18 protein-coding genes are annotated in these 13,982 nt (G+C 66.1%); 9 read left to right on the top strand and 9 right to left on the bottom strand.

Features of this window, described 5'->3' with window-relative positions:
* Position 1 precedes the first annotated feature (1 nt).
* From ACZK4Z_RS18635 to ACZK4Z_RS18625, 3 genes are all read left to right on the top strand, one after another.
* Positions 2–664 (top strand): serine/threonine-protein kinase, encoded by a 663-nt coding sequence (locus ACZK4Z_RS18635; protein ID WP_049400706.1) that lies wholly within the window; start codon positions 2–4, stop codon positions 662–664.
* 14 nt (positions 665–678) lie between these two features.
* Positions 679–1,167, top strand: coding sequence for a DUF2867 domain-containing protein (locus ACZK4Z_RS18630; protein WP_428993073.1), 489 nt, complete (start codon positions 679–681; stop codon positions 1,165–1,167).
* A 157-nt stretch (positions 1,168–1,324) separates the two neighbouring features.
* On the top strand, positions 1,325–1,687 hold the full coding sequence (locus tag ACZK4Z_RS18625; protein WP_071228176.1) for a DUF4288 domain-containing protein: 363 nt from the start codon (positions 1,325–1,327) through the stop codon (positions 1,685–1,687).
* A 45-nt stretch (positions 1,688–1,732) separates the two neighbouring features.
* Here the strand turns inward: ACZK4Z_RS18625 and ACZK4Z_RS18620 are convergent, their stop codons facing one another.
* Positions 1,733–2,416, bottom strand: a complete 684-nt coding sequence (locus ACZK4Z_RS18620; RefSeq protein ID WP_125894971.1) for a hypothetical protein — start codon at positions 2,414–2,416, stop codon at positions 1,733–1,735.
* 108 nt (positions 2,417–2,524) lie between these two features.
* On the opposite strand from ACZK4Z_RS18620, the gene ACZK4Z_RS18615 reads away from it, so the two are divergent.
* The 3 genes from ACZK4Z_RS18615 to ACZK4Z_RS18605 all read left to right on the top strand — a co-directional run bounded on the left by ACZK4Z_RS18615 (position 2,525) and on the right by ACZK4Z_RS18605 (position 5,412).
* A complete protein-coding gene (locus ACZK4Z_RS18615; RefSeq protein ID WP_071228178.1) occupies positions 2,525–3,343 on the top strand; it encodes an SDR family oxidoreductase in 819 nt (272 codons plus the stop codon).
* 93 nt (positions 3,344–3,436) lie between these two features.
* A complete protein-coding gene (locus ACZK4Z_RS18610) occupies positions 3,437–4,429 on the top strand; it encodes a YiiG family protein (protein WP_125894969.1) in 993 nt (330 codons plus the stop codon).
* Positions 4,430–4,446: 17 nt separating this feature from the next.
* Positions 4,447–5,412 carry a YiiG family protein gene (locus ACZK4Z_RS18605; RefSeq protein ID WP_121504500.1) on the top strand — a complete coding sequence of 322 codons (966 nt, stop codon included), beginning with the start codon at positions 4,447–4,449 and terminating at the stop codon, positions 5,410–5,412.
* A 65-nt stretch (positions 5,413–5,477) separates the two neighbouring features.
* Here ACZK4Z_RS18605 and ACZK4Z_RS18600 read toward each other — a convergent pair whose 3' ends face one another.
* The gene (locus ACZK4Z_RS18600; protein WP_125894967.1) at positions 5,478–6,350 is read right to left on the bottom strand and encodes an ion transporter; all 873 of its coding nucleotides are present in this window, start codon (positions 6,348–6,350) and stop codon (positions 5,478–5,480) included.
* A 63-nt stretch (positions 6,351–6,413) separates the two neighbouring features.
* Between ACZK4Z_RS18600 and ACZK4Z_RS18595 the strand changes: the two genes are divergently transcribed.
* Positions 6,414–7,640, top strand: coding sequence for an acetylornithine transaminase (locus tag ACZK4Z_RS18595; protein ID WP_006467246.1), 1,227 nt, complete (start codon positions 6,414–6,416; stop codon positions 7,638–7,640).
* Between the two features lie 48 nt (positions 7,641–7,688).
* Here the strand turns inward: ACZK4Z_RS18595 and ACZK4Z_RS18590 are convergent, their stop codons facing one another.
* Positions 7,689–8,291: an HAD-IA family hydrolase gene (locus ACZK4Z_RS18590; protein WP_125894965.1), complete on the bottom strand. Its 603-nt coding sequence runs from the start codon at positions 8,289–8,291 to the stop codon at positions 7,689–7,691.
* Between the two features lie 123 nt (positions 8,292–8,414).
* On the opposite strand from ACZK4Z_RS18590, the gene azu reads away from it, so the two are divergent.
* Positions 8,415–8,864 (top strand): azurin, encoded by a 450-nt coding sequence (gene azu, locus ACZK4Z_RS18585; RefSeq protein ID WP_049460658.1) that lies wholly within the window; start codon positions 8,415–8,417, stop codon positions 8,862–8,864.
* 131 nt (positions 8,865–8,995) lie between these two features.
* Here the strand turns inward: azu and hemL are convergent, their stop codons facing one another.
* Complete coding sequence (gene hemL / locus ACZK4Z_RS18580) at positions 8,996–10,285, bottom strand: glutamate-1-semialdehyde 2,1-aminomutase (RefSeq protein WP_125894963.1); 1,290 nt, start codon at positions 10,283–10,285, stop codon at positions 8,996–8,998.
* A gap of 16 nt (positions 10,286–10,301) precedes the next feature.
* Positions 10,302–10,928, bottom strand: coding sequence for a thiamine phosphate synthase (thiE, locus tag ACZK4Z_RS18575; protein WP_125894961.1), 627 nt, complete (start codon positions 10,926–10,928; stop codon positions 10,302–10,304).
* Between the two features lie 34 nt (positions 10,929–10,962).
* Between thiE and ACZK4Z_RS18570 the strand changes: the two genes are divergently transcribed.
* Positions 10,963–11,187 carry a rubredoxin gene (locus ACZK4Z_RS18570; RefSeq protein WP_080291769.1) on the top strand — a complete coding sequence of 75 codons (225 nt, stop codon included), beginning with the start codon at positions 10,963–10,965 and terminating at the stop codon, positions 11,185–11,187.
* 59 nt (positions 11,188–11,246) lie between these two features.
* Here ACZK4Z_RS18570 and ACZK4Z_RS18565 read toward each other — a convergent pair whose 3' ends face one another.
* From ACZK4Z_RS18565 to ACZK4Z_RS18550, 4 genes are all read right to left on the bottom strand, one after another.
* On the bottom strand, positions 11,247–12,092 hold the full coding sequence (locus ACZK4Z_RS18565; protein ID WP_010484022.1) for a SirB1 family protein: 846 nt from the start codon (positions 12,090–12,092) through the stop codon (positions 11,247–11,249).
* Positions 12,093–12,364: 272 nt separating this feature from the next.
* Positions 12,365–12,808: a DUF192 domain-containing protein gene (locus tag ACZK4Z_RS18560; RefSeq protein ID WP_125894959.1), complete on the bottom strand. Its 444-nt coding sequence runs from the start codon at positions 12,806–12,808 to the stop codon at positions 12,365–12,367.
* Positions 12,809–12,829: 21 nt separating this feature from the next.
* Positions 12,830–13,477, bottom strand: coding sequence for a ribose-5-phosphate isomerase RpiA (gene rpiA / locus ACZK4Z_RS18555; RefSeq protein WP_006389802.1), 648 nt, complete (start codon positions 13,475–13,477; stop codon positions 12,830–12,832).
* A 22-nt stretch (positions 13,478–13,499) separates the two neighbouring features.
* Entirely contained in the window at positions 13,500–13,979 is a 480-nt protein-coding gene (locus tag ACZK4Z_RS18550; RefSeq protein ID WP_032128370.1) for an EVE domain-containing protein, read from the bottom strand.
* Between the last annotated feature and the right edge of the window lie 3 nt (positions 13,980–13,982).

Here is a 13,982-nt window from a genome sequence, read left to right as displayed (position 1 = left end):
CATGCCGCATACGCCAGACGCTCCACCGCACGCTTTGAAGGCCGACAGCTTCGGCCAGATCCTTCTTGTGAAAGGGCCCGATGGCCCCTTCGTGCGCCGTGATCTGGGCGCCACGCCGCTGTGGCTGCGGCTGCCGGCCTGGTGGCTGGCCCGCCGCGAAGCACGCGCGCTGCGCCACATCCACGGCATGGCCGATGTGCCGCAGCTGCTGGCGTGGGATGGCCGTCACCTCGACCGCAGCTTCATGGCCGGCGATGCCATGTACCAGCGTCCACCACGCGGTGACCTGGCCTGGTTCCGCTCGGCGCGTCGGCTGCTGCAGCAGCTGCACCGCAATGGCGTGGCCCACAACGATCTGGCCAAGGAAGCCAACTGGCTGGTCACCGAAGACGGTCGTCCAGCGCTGATCGACTTCCAGCTGGCGGTGATAGGCAACCCGCGCTCGCGCTGGATGCGGCTGCTGGCCCGCGAGGACCTGCGCCACCTGCTCAAGCACAAGCGCATGTATTGCCGCGAGTCGCTCACCCCGGTGGAGAAGCGCGTGCTCAAGCGCACCTCGTGGGTGCGCGAACTGTGGTTCGCTACCGGCAAGCCGGTCTATCGCTTCGTGACCCGCCGCATCCTGCATTGGGAAGACAACGAAGGGCAGGGGCCGAAGCCGTGAGCAGTGCGTCCGTCGTGAGCAGGCCGCCAACTGCCTGCAGTGTGCTGCGTGCGCAATTGCCCGGTGCCGACTTCGTGCACGCCTGCCAGGCGACGACTCGTCGCGATGGGCGCTCGGCCCTGCAGGCCTACCGCGATATGGCCGCGACCATTCCCGGCTGGTTCGATGGGCTGATGGCGCTGCGCAACCACGGCATGCGCCTGCTCGGCATGAAGCACCTGGGCTCGTTGCGGGCGGTGCAGGTTGTTGCGGATCCTCAACCCGGCCAGCGGCTGGGCATCTTCACCCTGCAGTCGCTGGACGACGATGCCATCGTGCTGGAAGACGACGACCGCCACCTGCGCGTGCAGCTGGCGCTGCAGTGGCAGGGCGACGTGCTGGAAGTGGCGACCGTGGTGCATACGCACAACGCGTTCGGGCGCGTGTACATGCTGCCGGTTGCGCCGGTGCATCGGTTGATCGTGCCGCATCTGTTGAAAAAGAAGGTGCAGTTGTACCGGTAGATCCAGGCCATGCGTGGATGTGGTTTGTGATCCGTGGGCTGCTTAACGGCTAAACGGCTCATTGCCAAGTGCCGCATAAATGTGGATTCCGCTGGCAGCAGAAGGCTCGCGACATCCAAACCAGGGACAACCCGCAAAAGAATCATTGAGGTGATGCATGTGGTATTGCGCACACGCCATTTTCTACTACGAGAGTCCAGGACAGGGGGCGTTCCGGGTGCATGAGAACGTGTATCTGATCAGTGCCGACAACGATGAACACGCTCTTGAGAATGCAGAAGCGCTTGCTTCCGGGTATGAGGATCTGACCGGTCGCCTGGTGGGTGAAGACGGTAGGCCTTCCCTCTATCGATTCGCCGGAATTCGCAAGCTGATATCAGTGGCGAGTGATGAGGACACTGCCGAGGGACGCCTGCACTCGGGTGTGGAGGTCACGTACTCCGTCATGGCGGTGGATACGTTGGACCAGGTGAAGCGGCTTGCCCGTGGTGATGGCGTGGCAGTGCTGTACCAGGAATAGAAATGTAGAGCCGAGCCATGCTCGGCTCTATAGAGGGCGGTGGCTTTACGGCGTTGCCGGCACCACCTGCTGGCCGATGAAGTTACGCTTGGCATCGAAGTCATAGGCGATCTGCAACTGCCCCACATCCGGGCAGGCGTGGCAGTCGCGCAGCGGCGTGCGGTACAGCAGGCGGATGCCGCCGTTGTCCAATGGCGAAGCGCCGGCCGACTGTGCCGGCGCGAACGGCGTGGCCTGCGGGTTGGCCTTCAGCAGTTCCTGCACAGCGGGGTCGGCACGCAGGGTGTCGTCCAACTGCACGGCATCCACATCGATGCGCTTGCCGCTGGCATCGACCAGGCGGGTGCCTTCATTGGTGTTGGCGCGGAACGGGTACTCGACCGTGGCAATGCCCAGTCCTTCGTTCTCGTGCCAGGCGGTCACATAGGCCAGCTCGCCGCCGCTGGACAACTGCTCGGCGGCGGTGATGGCATCGGCGCTGGCGCCACCCGCGCGCATCGCATCGCGCAGGCAATCGCGGGTCGCGGCGTTCTCACCCTGGCGGCAGGCGTTGAGATCGCCATCCCAGACCACCGCCTCGCTCCAGCGCATCCTGCCGTCGGCGGCGGCCTTCTCCGCGCTGGGCGCGTCACCGGCGGGCGGCTCCTTTCCGGGTTCCGGCGAACGGCCCTGGCAGGCGGTCAGCAGGACAAGCCCCAGGGCAGGCAGCAACAGGCGGGAACGGCGCATGGCGTGGACCTCGTGCGTTGTCTGGAGGCCCAAGTATCGTCAAGGGCGGGTGAACTCCGCGTCGGCGCGGCATACTAGCGGCTCATTGCATACGCTGGAGTGTGGAACGTGGGCAGTCTGCAGGGCAAAACGCTTTTCATCACCGGTGCCTCGCGCGGCATCGGCCTGGCCATCGCACTGCGCGCTGCGCGCGACGGCGCCAATGTGGCCATTGCGGCCAAGTCGTCGGTGCCGAACCCGAAGCTGCCGGGCACCATCCATACCGCGGCCGAAGCGGTAACGGCGGCTGGCGGCCAGGGCCTGGCCCTGAAGTGCGACATCCGCGAGGAAGAGCAGGTGCAGGCGGCGGTGGCGGCCACGGTCGATACCTTCGGTGGCATCGACATCCTGATCAACAACGCCAGCGCGATCTGGTTGCGCGGCACGCTGGATACGCCGATGAAGCGCTTCGACCTGATGCAGCAGGTCAATTCGCGTGGCAGCTTCCTGTGTGCGCAGGCCTGCCTGCCGTACCTGCTGCAGGCGCCGAACCCGCACATCCTCACCCTGGCGCCGCCGCCGAGCCTGGAGCCGAAGTGGTGGGCACCGCACACCGGCTACACGCTGGCGAAGATGGGCATGAGCTTCGTCACCCTGGGCCTGGCCGCCGAATTCGGTCCGCAGGGCGTGGCGGTGAATGCGCTGTGGCCCCGCACGGTGATCGCCACCGATGCGATCAACATGATTCCGGGCGTGGATGCGGCTGGCTGCCGCACGCCGCAGATCATGGCCGATGCCGCACATGCGGTGCTGGTGCGTGAAGCGGCCGGCTTCCACGGCCAGTTCCTGATCGACGATGAAGTGCTGGCACAGGCCGGTATCACCGATCTTTCCGGATACGCGGTGGATCCGTCGCGGCCGTTGTTGCCGGATCTGTTCCTGGATTGACCGCGCGTCGCTGGAAGAGGCCGAGGGCTGCGACCCTCGGCCTGCTGCGCTAGAATGCGTGGCTGTAATCGATTTCAACAAGGATGTGAGCACATGTCACGCACTCTTTCCGTCGCGGCGTTGGCCGCTTCGCTGTCGTTGATCCTGACCGCCTGCGGTGGCAAGGCACCCGCAGCTGCGGGCGGCGCCGCTGCCTCCGGCACGCCGGACGCCAGCACGGCCCCGTCCGATACACAGCAGCAGTTGACCGCCAAGCTCAACGCCTACATCGGCTGCTTCAACGCGCTGGATTCGAAAACCCACGGCAGCATCCAGTCCTACACGCGCTGGATCAAGGATGTCGACGCTGGCCCGACCGGACGCGAGACGCACGTGTATGGCCCGTTCGAGATCAGCGACTACGACATGAAGCAGTGCGACGCTCCGGTGACCGAGGCGATTGCTGCCAAGCCGGCGCTGGCCGAACTCGATGCGGCTGCAGGTCACTACCAGCAGGCGCTGAAGGCACTGGTGCCGGTCAGCAAGGACGCGCATGACTACTACGATCGCCAGGACTACGAAGACGACCAGTTCGCCAAGGGCAAGCAGCTGCACGCGCCCTTGATGGCCGCCTTCAAGGATTTCGTGGCTGCCAGCGAAACGTTCAATGCCGAGCTGGAGCGCCAGAACGACGCCGCCCAGCGCGAGCAGCTCAAGGCGCTGGAACAGGCCGAGGGGCGCACGCGCGAGTACTACCGTCTGGCGATGATGCTGGAAGCCAAGGCCATCATGGATCTGATGAGCGAGGATGATTTCGATCAGGCCAAGGCCCGCGAACGCCTGGATGCCTTCAACCGCATTTCCGATGAAGCGCACGCCAAGGTTGCCGACCAGGAACCGGGCAAGTCGGACTGGGAAGGCTTCGAGCGTGGGGCCGAGAATTTCCGGCGCGAAGGCAAGGAGCGGCTGCAGCGCGTCAGCGAGAAAAAGCCTTACACCGATTTCGAACGACGCATGCTTGATTCGCCGTCGATGGCGCCGCGTGGCTCTGCCAGCAAGCTCATGCAGGAATACAACACGCTCGTTTTCCAGAGCAACCGCCAGTGACCGGCGCGCCAGCACCCATGCGAGAGACCATGACGACTTCCTGTCTGCGTATCGCGCCGCTGCTGCTGATCGGCGCTGTGGCTGGCCTGAGCGGCTGCAACAAACCGGCAGGGTTGTCGCTGGCCGACCCCAGCCTGGAGAAGGTGAACGCCTACATCGAGTGCTACAACGGCGTTGAACAACCCATTCACGAGGGTTTCCAGACCTACACCAGCTGGATGAAGGACCCTGAAGCCGGCCCGACCGGCAATGAAGCGCAACCGCGTTCGCCCGGCAAGGTGCTGTCGCACCGCGTCGAGTACTGCGGCCAGCCACTGACCGACGCGCTGGCGAAGACCCCGGCCTTGCCGATGGATGGCCCCGCGCGTGACTATCAGCAGGCCTTCCAGGCATTGAACACCCTGGTCGAGCGCGCCGATGGATACTTCACCCGCGAGGATTATCGTCGTGATGGCGGTGAAGGGATGCGCAGCCAGCATGCCCCGCTGATGCAGGCCTATGCTGATTTCTTCAAGGCCAGCGAAGCGATGGATGTGGCGCTGGAAAAGAACGAGAACGATCGCCGTGCCGCGCAGCTGAAGCAGATCGAGGAGAGCGAAGGGCGCTCGCTGGCCTACTATCACCTTCGCCTGCTGGGCGACGGCAAGCTACTGGCCACGGCGTTCCAGGACGACGCACCGGATGTTGCGGCGCTGCGCGTGCAGCTGGCTGACTATCAGGCACTGGTGACGGAAATCCAGAACGGCGGCGTCGGCAAGGACGACCCGATGTGGGGCCACGTGCAGCGTTCGGCGGACAAGCTGGTGCGTACTGCGGGACGTGGCGTCGAGCGCCTGGAGCAGCACAAGCCGATCACCGCCGAAGCACTGGCGGCAGAGCGGAAGGCGTCGGGCAGTTGGCTCACCACCGACCCGGAAGGAGCGCAGTCAACGATCCTCGCTGCATACAATGATCTGGTGACCACCAGCAACCGCATGCGGTGAGCAACGGCACACGCATCCATGCGTAACCGCCGAGAGGTAGTGCCGGCCGCTGGCCGGCATGTGCCTCAATGGTTGAACGCATCCGGCAGCTTGCCGCCGCACTTGCGGCAGTGCAGTGCATTTGGTTCATGGCCTTCCAGCCCACAGTCCGGGCAGCCGCGCGCATCGCGGCGCGCGGCCTGCTCGGCTTCACGCATGGTGCTGGCCAGTTCGGCGGTATAGATGCCGGTGGGCACGGCGATGATGCTGTAGCCGATCAGGATCAGCACCGAGGTGACGAAGCGGCCGAGCACGGTCTGCGGCACGATGTCGCCGAAACCGACCGTGGCCATGGTCACCACCGCCCAGTACATGCTGGCCGGGATGTTGGTGAAGCCGTGTTCGGGGCCCTCGATCACGTACATCAGCGCACCGGCGATGATGGTGATGGTGATCACCGTGAACAGGAACACCAGCACTTTGCGCCGGCTGCGCCACAGTGACGTCATCAATACGCCGCTTTCCTCGATGTAGCGGGTCAGCTTGAGGATGCGGAACACGCGCAGGATGCGCAGCGCGCGCACCACCAGCAGGCTCTGCGCGCCGGGGATGAACATCGACAGGTAGGCGGGCAGGATCGACAGCAGGTCGATGATGCCCCAGATGCTCACCGCGTAGCGCAGCGGGCGCTTGACCACCGCCAGTCGCAGGAGGTACTCGGCGGTGAAGATGATCGTGAAGGCCCATTCCAGGATGTACAGGCCGGTGGACCATTCGGCATGCAGGTGCTGCACGCTGTCGATCATCACCACCAGGATGCTGGCGACGATCGCCACCACCAGGATCAGGTCGAAATTGCGCGAGGGCCGCGAGTCGTGGCGGTAGATGATGTCGAACCACCGACGGCGCCAGCCGGTCTCGGTGGCGGGGTTCAGCTGGGGGGCGGAAAACGGTCGCATGGGCGCATTGTGCCGCAGGGGTTCCGGCGCGAGAATGGGGATTCCTGAACCCTGCCGACTGCCATGACCGCCGCTACCGATCCGCTGATCTCCCTTTCGCACTATTACCTGCCGGTCTACAAGCCCCGCCAGGTGGTACTGGAACGAGGCCAGGGCGCCCGCGTGTGGGACAGCCAGGGCCGTGAGTTCATCGACCTGGCCGCCGGCATCGCCGTGTGTGGCCTGGGCCACAACGACCCGGACCTGGTCGCCGCGCTGGTCGAGCAGGCCGGCAAGCTCTGGCACACCAGCAACGTGTTCTACAGTGCACCGCCGCTGCACCTGGCCGAGGAGCTGGTGAAGGCCAGCCGCTTCGCCGAGCGCGTGTTCCTGTGCAACTCCGGCGCCGAAGCCAACGAAGTGGCGATCAAGATGGTCCGCAAGTGGGCCTCCAGCCAGGGCCGCCCGGCTGACAAGCGCGTCATCATCACCTTCCGTGGCAGCTTCCACGGCCGCACCATGGGCGCAGTGACGGCTACTGCCCAGCCGAAGTACCAGGAAGGTTACGAGCCGCTGCCCGGTGGCTTCCGCTACATCGATTTCAACGATGAGGTGCAGCTGGAAACGGCGATGGCCGCCGGTGACGTGGCCGCAGTGATGCTGGAGCCGATCCAGGGCGAGGGCGGCGTGATGCCGGCCAAGTCCGGCTTCCTCAAGCGCGTGCGCGAGCTGTGCGACCAGCACAACGCACTGCTGGTGCTGGATGAAATCCAGGCCGGCATGGGCCGCACCGGCACGCTGTTCGCGCACTGGCAGGACGATGTGGTACCGGACATGGTCACCCTGGCCAAAGCGCTGGGTGGTGGCTTCCCGATCGGTGCGATGCTGGCCGGCCCGAAGGTGGCCGAAACCATGCAGTTCGGCGCACACGGCACTACCTTCGGCGGCAACCCGCTGGCTGCTGCGGTGGCCCGCGTGGCACTGCGCAAGCTGGCCTCGGCGGAGATCGCCGCCAACGTCAGCCGTCAGTCGAAGGCGCTGCGCGATGGCTTCGCCCGCATCAACGACGAGTTCGGTGTGTTCAGCGACGTGCGTGGCCGTGGCCTGATGCTGGGCGCGGTGCTGAGCAAGGACTTCGCCGGCCAGGCCGGTGCGATCCTCGACCACGCCGCCGAGCAGGGCCTGCTGACCCTGCAGGCCGGCCCGGACGTGCTGCGCTTCGTGCCGTCGCTGAACATCACCGACGAAGAAGTGGCCGAAGGCCTCAAGCGCCTGCGCGCGGCGATTGCCGCGTTCATCGCCGCGCGCTGAATCTGCTGAGGTCGGACCCCTCTCCTGCGGAGAGGGCTCTGACCCCGATCAGTTCACCGCGTAACGCTTCAACACCTTGCCCAATCCCCGGCCATCGCGCACGGTTTCCGCGTGCAGGCCGGCGGCGCGTGCGCCGCGCACGTTGGCGAACAGGTCATCGACGAACAGCGTGCGCGCAGGTGCCACGCCGAGTACCTCAAGCGTGCGCAGGAAGACTTCCGGCGCCGGTTTGCGCAGGCCGAAATCGGCGCTGCAGAACACGCGGTCCTGCAGGGCAGGGAACAGTTCCGGCAGCAGGGTGGGCAAGGCCTGTTGCATCAGCGCGCCGTTGTTGGTCAGCACTGCCATCGGCAACTGCAGGGCCTGCAGCCGCTGCAACACGGCAGCCTGCGGATGGCTGGCGGCCCGCCGCGCCGCGGTCCAAGCAGTCACATCGACCGTCGTGCCTAGAAGCTCTCCCAGCTGCGCCAGATAGGCCGGGCCATCCAGCGTGCCATTGTCATGTGCCGCTTCCAGCCCGCTGTCGTACAGCGCGGCCTGCACGGTTTCCGGCACGACATCCAGCGCCTGCGCAAGGTACAGCACGCGCTGCGCGCGCTGGTACTGCACCAGCACGCCATCCACATCCAGCAGCAACAGGTCGATCCGCATTGGTCGAGCATGCCATTGCAGTGAACACGCGGGAAACCCTGGAGCAGCCATGCGACAGACGGTCGCAGACGCGGCCGCAGGGGCCTGCCTAGAATGGCGCTTGAATCCGCAGGAGATGCAACGATGAAGGCTTGGATGGTGGCAGTGGGACTGGGCGCGCTGATGCTGGCGCCGTCAGCGATGGCGCGGGTGTGTGCGGTGAGCATCGACAGCACCGACCAGATGAGCTTCAGCAGCCGCGAGATCAAGGTGGCCGCTGATTGCACCGCCGTGGATCTGACCCTGCGCCACACCGGCAAGCTGGCCGCTACCGCGATGGGCCACAACTGGGTGCTGACCCGCAGCGCGGATTACCAGCCGGTGGCGATGGCTGGCATGCGTATGACCCTGGCCGACAGCTACCTGCCGAAGGCCGACAAGCGCGTGCTGGCGCACACCAAGGTGATCGGCGGTGGTGAAACCGCGCGCGTGCGCTTCTCTACCCAGGGCCTGCAGAAGGGCGGTGACTACACCTTCTTCTGCTCGTTCCCCGGCCACTTCGCGATGATGAAGGGCAAGTTCGTCTTCGGTTGAGCAGCCACGCATGGCGTGGCTCTACCAGTAGATCCACGCCATGCGTGGATGAAAAAGGGGACGGAGGGGATTAAGTCGTTTGTGCACAAACGACTTAATCCCCTCCGTCCCCTTTTTCGTGCAGAGCGGGCTCAGTCCTTGGCGGCCTTGAACGCCACGCATGCAGCGGCGAGGGTGGCCTCGATCACCGCATCGTCGTGCGCGCTGGACAGGAAGCCGGCCTCGTACGCCGACGGTGCCAGGAACACGCCCTGGTCCAGCATCGCGTGGAAGAAGCGGTTGAACGCCGGGATGTCACAGGCGGTGGCCTGCGCATAGGTCTCCACCTTCTCGCTGGTGAAGAACAGGCCGAACATGGCGCCCACGTGGGTGGTGGTCACCGCCACGCCGGCGTCGGCAGCGGCCGCTTCCAGGCCGGCACACAGGCGCGCGGTGCGCTCGGCCAGGTCGGCGTGGAAACCCGGCTGCTGGATCAGTTCCAGCATCGCCAGGCCGGCGGCCATCGCCACCGGATTGCCGCTCAGCGTGCCGGCCTGGTAGATCGGGCCGGCCGGGGCGATCTTCTGCATCAGCTCGCGACGACCGCCGTAGGCGCCCACCGGCATGCCGCCGCCGATGATCTTGCCGAAGGTGGTCAGGTCCGGGGTGATGCCGTAGTGCGCCTGCGCTCCGCCGAGGGCGACGCGGAAGCCGGTCATCACCTCGTCGAAGATCAGCAGCGCGCCGTGCTTCGTGCACAGTTCGCGCAGGTGCTGCAGGTAGCCCTCGCGCGGCGGGATGCAGTTGGCGTTGCCGACCACCGGCTCGATGATCAGGCCGGCGATATCGTCGCCCTGCTGCTCGAACAGCGCGGTGGCCGCTTCGAAGTCGTTGTAGGGCAGGGTCAGGGTCAGTTCGCTCAGGCCTGCCGGCACGCCCGGCGAGGTCGGCACGCCCAGGGTCAGCATGCCGCTGCCGGCCTTGACCAGGAACGAGTCGCCATGGCCGTGGTAGCAGCCTTCGAACTTGACGATGCGGTTGCGGCCGGTGGCGCCGCGCGCCAGCCGGATCGCCGACAGCGTGGCTTCGGTGCCGGAGTTGACCATGCGTACCATCTCGCACGACGGCACCAGTCGGGTGATGGTCTCGGCCATGGTCACTTCGGCCGCGCAGGGCGCGCCGAAGGACAGGCCATTGTCGATCGCCTTCTTCACCGCCTGGCGCACCGCCGTGTGGTTGTGGCCGACGATCATCGGGCCCCAGGAACCGACATAATCGATGTAGCGGTTTCCATCGACGTCGTACAGGTAGGCGCCATCGGCGCGCTCGACGAAGAACGGTTCGCCGCCGACCGATTTGAACGCGCGCACCGGCGAATTGACGCCGCCCGGCAGCAGCTGCTGGGCGCGGGAGAACAGGGCGTGGGACTGGTCGTGGTTCATGCGGATTTCCTGGGCATTACGCGAACTGGGCGAGGTAGGCGCGCTGGATCGCAACCGGGTCTTCGGCGGCGAACACGCTGCTGACCACGGCGACCAGATCGGCGCCGGCGTCGATGATGGGACCGACATTGTCCGGCGTCAGGCCGCCGATCGCCACCCGCGGCACGCCCAGTGCGGCGCTTTGCCGCAGCAGGTCGGTGTGGGCGCGGCTGGTGGTGATCTTGGTGGTGGTCGGGAAGAACGCGCCGAAGGCCACGTAGCTGGCGCCGGCCGCCACGGCCTGCTCGGCGTTGGCCAGCTGGTCGTAGCAGGACGCGCCGATGATGGCGTCCGCGCCGAGCAGGGCACGCGCGCTGGGGATATCGCCATCGGTGCCGCCCAGATGCACGCCGGCGGCGCCGACCGCCTTGGCCAGCGCCGGGTCGTCGTTGACGATCAGCGGCACGCCGTGTTCCGCGCACAGCGCCTGCAGGGCGGTGGCCTGCTCCCGCCGCAGCGCGTCGCTGGCGGTCTTGTTGCGGTACTGCAGCCAGGTGGCGCCGGCGGCCAGCAGCGGCGCGGTGCGGGCCAGCAGGCGCGCGGTATCGGGCTCGTCCGGGGTGATCAGGTAGACGCCGCGGGGCGCCGGGGAAGCAGAAGTCATCGATGGCTACCGGTGAGTGAGCCGCGATGGGACAATGGCGGCCCGTGAATCCAGCCTTGATTATCCGATGAGCGATGCCACCCCCACCACCTTGCGTACCTGGATGTGCGTGGTCTGCGGCTTTCTTTACAGCGAAGCGGAAGGCTTGCCGGAAGAAGGCATCGCGCCGGGGACGCGCTGGGAAGACATTCCCGAGACCTGGACCTGCCCGGATTGCGGCGTGACCAAGGCCGATTTCGAGATGGTCGAGGTCGATTGATGGCGGGGCCTGCAGGCCCTCCTGTGGGTGCGGACCGTTGGTCCGCACACCGGACACCCTCAATGCAGCCGCGGTACCGGCCCGCCGAGGTCGATCAGCTTCTCGCGCAGCCACTGCGCATCGCTGGCTTCCGGGTTGCGCTTCAGATACTGCCCCAGGTCGTGGCGGGCACCGGCCAGATACTCCAGCTGCAGGTAGGCCAGGCCGCGATCACGCAACGCGTCGTCCTGCTCCGGGGCCAGCTTCAGCAGGCGGTCGGCACTGCGTGCGGCGCGGTCCCATTCGCCGGCTTCGGCATACACGCCGTGCAGGTTACGCAGCATGCGCATCAGGATCGCGCGCGCCGGCGCCGGATCGAGGATCTGCGCCAGCACCTGGTCGTCGGGCATCTGCCCGCCCAGGTGTGACTTGGCCCGCTCGCGCAGTTCGTCCACGTCCAGCGGGCGGCCGCCATTGAACGGGTCCATCACCAGCACGCCGTCGTCCACCGGCAGGCGCACCAGGAAGTGGCCGGGGAAGGACACGCCGTCGAGCGGGATTCCCAGCCGGCGCGCGACTTCCATCTGCACCAGCGCCAGCGAGATTGGGTTGCCCAGGCGGCGCTCGAATACCTGGTTGAGGTAGCTGTTGCGCGGGTCGTAGTACTCGTCGTGGTCGCCGCTGTAGCCCAGCTCGTCGAACAGGTGGCGGTTGATCGCCGCCATCTTCAGCGGGCTGTTGTCGATGCTGTCCACTTCCGAACGGAGGTGGTCGACATGGCTCTGGATCAGCGCGTCATAGGTGGACGGCTGCAGATCGGGGTATTCATCGCGCGCGATCAGCAGCGCGGTCGGCAACAGTGGCAGCGCCTCGTCTTCGAGGTCGGCCAGTGCATCCCAGTCGGGGAGTGAGATCCGGTCCTGCATGGCCACAGACTGGCGTCATTCGCAGGCGGTTTCAAGCGGTGCCGCGTGAAAAGAACATCGTCTTGGAAATGTCGTGTCGACCAAGGTCGACACCTACCAACAGCCGCCGGCCAACTGTCAGAGGTGGGGCGGTGTGGGCTTGCAGGACCGCAGGCGCCATGGATGGCGCCTGCGGTCCTGCAAGTCCACACCGCCCCGCCATCCCTCGGTAACCCAGCTTTTGCCTTTGATGTTGATTCGGCGGGTGCCGGGCGCAGCCCGGCAGAACCCTGTTACTCGATGCCCGGGCCGAAGGTCAGCTCGGTGCCGTCCTTCAGCTTGAGCTTCTCGGCCTGGCCGGCGTTGAGCTCCAGTACATAGCGCGCCGGGCCACCGCTGGGGTAGGGCGGGCACATGTCGCCGGCCGAGCACGGCGGCACGTCGCGCTGCTGGCTGACCAGCTTGCGCTGGCTGTCGAAGTACAGGATGTCCAGCGCAAGCTTGGTGTTCTTCATCCAGTACGCCTGCATTTCTTCGCGGTCGTGGATGAACAACATGCCGTGGTCAGCGGCCATCTGGTCGCGGAACATCAGCCCGCGCGCGCGGGTTTCATCGTTGGTGGCCAGCTCCACCTGGTAGCGCGCACCATCCAGCTCGACCCAGTGGCGGGCCGCATCGGTGGCACAGCCGGCCAGGGCCAGCAGCGGAAGCATCAGCAGCGAACGCAACAGCGACATCGTCAGGATCCTTCGAAAGGGTCAGAGCACGACCGGCGGCTCACCACCGACGATCACCACATCGGCGCGACGGCGCGCGAACAGGCCGACGCAGACCACGCCGGGCAGCTGGTTGAGCTCGCGCTCCAGCTTTTCCGGATCGGTGATCTGCAGGTTGTGGATGTCCAGGATCTGGTTGCCGTTGTCGGTGACCACGCCTTCGCGCCAGGTCGGCTGGCCGCCGGTCATGTCGCGGATCTGGCGGGCGACCAGGCTGCGCGCCATCGGGATCACTTCCACCGGCAGCGGGAACTTGCCCAGCACCGGCACCTGCTTGCTCGGGTCGACGATGCAGATGAAGCGCTCGCTGGCCTCGGCGATGATCTTCTCGCGGGTCAGCGCAGCGCCGCCACCCTTGATCAGGCACTTGTTGGCATCGCACTCATCGGCGCCGTCCACGTACAGCGACAGGTTGCCGCTGTGGTTCAGCTCGATCACCTCGATGCCGTGCTGCTTCAGGCGCGCGGTGCTCTGTTCGGAGCTGGACACGGCACCCTTGATGCGGTGCTGGATGCGGGCCAGGGCATCGATGAAATAGGCCACGGTGGAACCGGTGCCGACACCGACGATCATGCCGTCTTCAACGTACTCGATGGCTTTCTCGGCGGCCAGGCGCTTGGCTTCGGACATGGGAGAACTCTCAGGCAGGGAATCAGGATTTCTTTTCCAGCGACAGCAGCAGCTTCCACTGCGCGGCGGTCACCGGGAACACCGACAGGCGGTTGCCCTTGGCAACCAGCGGGAAGCCCTCGCCGAGTTCTTCGGCGTGCAGCTTGATCTCGTCCAGCGCGATCACCTGCTTGAGCTTGCGGTCGAAGGCCACGTCCACCAGCATCCAGCGCGGGTTCTCGCGCGTGCTCTTGGGGTCGTGGTAGTCGGATTTCGGGTCGAACTGGGTGTCGTCCGGATAGGCCGGGCTGGCGACCGTGGCCAGGCCGACGATGCCGGGCACCTTGGTATTGGAGTGGTAGAACAGGATGCCGTCGCCCACCTGCATGCCATCGCGCATGAAATTGCGCGCCTGGTAGTTGCGCACCCCGTTCCAGGGTTCGACCTTGACTTTGGCCAGGTCATCGATGGAGAAGGCGTCCGGTTCGGACTTCATCAGCCAGTAGCGCTTGCGGGCGGTCATGCG

It is taken from the genome of Stenotrophomonas sp. 71799_Sma (assembly GCF_056482505.1).
This window is presented reverse-complemented; position numbering and strand designations above follow the sequence as displayed.

What these genes read in the sequence shown, in the direction of transcription:
- ACZK4Z_RS18635 (WP_049400706.1), top strand. Translation starts at nt 2, where the DNA reads ATGCCGCATACGCCAGACGCTCCACCGCACGCTTTGAAGGCCGACAGC.
- ACZK4Z_RS18625 (WP_071228176.1), top strand. Translation starts at nt 1,325, where the DNA reads ATGTGGTATTGCGCACACGCCATTTTCTACTACGAGAGTCCAGGACAG.
- ACZK4Z_RS18620 (WP_125894971.1), bottom strand. Translation starts at nt 2,416, where the DNA reads ATGCGCCGTTCCCGCCTGTTGCTGCCTGCCCTGGGGCTTGTCCTGCTG.
- ACZK4Z_RS18610 (WP_125894969.1), top strand. Translation starts at nt 3,437, where the DNA reads ATGTCACGCACTCTTTCCGTCGCGGCGTTGGCCGCTTCGCTGTCGTTG.
- ACZK4Z_RS18605 (WP_121504500.1), top strand. Translation starts at nt 4,447, where the DNA reads ATGCGAGAGACCATGACGACTTCCTGTCTGCGTATCGCGCCGCTGCTG.
- ACZK4Z_RS18600 (WP_125894967.1), bottom strand. Translation starts at nt 6,350, where the DNA reads ATGCGACCGTTTTCCGCCCCCCAGCTGAACCCCGCCACCGAGACCGGC.
- ACZK4Z_RS18595 (WP_006467246.1), top strand. Translation starts at nt 6,414, where the DNA reads ATGACCGCCGCTACCGATCCGCTGATCTCCCTTTCGCACTATTACCTG.
- ACZK4Z_RS18590 (WP_125894965.1), bottom strand. Translation starts at nt 8,291, where the DNA reads ATGCGGATCGACCTGTTGCTGCTGGATGTGGATGGCGTGCTGGTGCAG.
- azu (WP_049460658.1), top strand. Translation starts at nt 8,415, where the DNA reads ATGAAGGCTTGGATGGTGGCAGTGGGACTGGGCGCGCTGATGCTGGCG.
- hemL (WP_125894963.1), bottom strand. Translation starts at nt 10,285, where the DNA reads ATGAACCACGACCAGTCCCACGCCCTGTTCTCCCGCGCCCAGCAGCTG.
- thiE (WP_125894961.1), bottom strand. Translation starts at nt 10,928, where the DNA reads ATGACTTCTGCTTCCCCGGCGCCCCGCGGCGTCTACCTGATCACCCCG.
- ACZK4Z_RS18570 (WP_080291769.1), top strand. Translation starts at nt 10,963, where the DNA reads ATGGCGGCCCGTGAATCCAGCCTTGATTATCCGATGAGCGATGCCACC.
- ACZK4Z_RS18565 (WP_010484022.1), bottom strand. Translation starts at nt 12,092, where the DNA reads ATGCAGGACCGGATCTCACTCCCCGACTGGGATGCACTGGCCGACCTC.
- ACZK4Z_RS18560 (WP_125894959.1), bottom strand. Translation starts at nt 12,808, where the DNA reads ATGTCGCTGTTGCGTTCGCTGCTGATGCTTCCGCTGCTGGCCCTGGCC.
- rpiA (WP_006389802.1), bottom strand. Translation starts at nt 13,477, where the DNA reads ATGTCCGAAGCCAAGCGCCTGGCCGCCGAGAAAGCCATCGAGTACGTT.
- ACZK4Z_RS18550 (WP_032128370.1), bottom strand. Translation starts at nt 13,979, where the DNA reads ATGACCGCCCGCAAGCGCTACTGGCTGATGAAGTCCGAACCGGACGCC.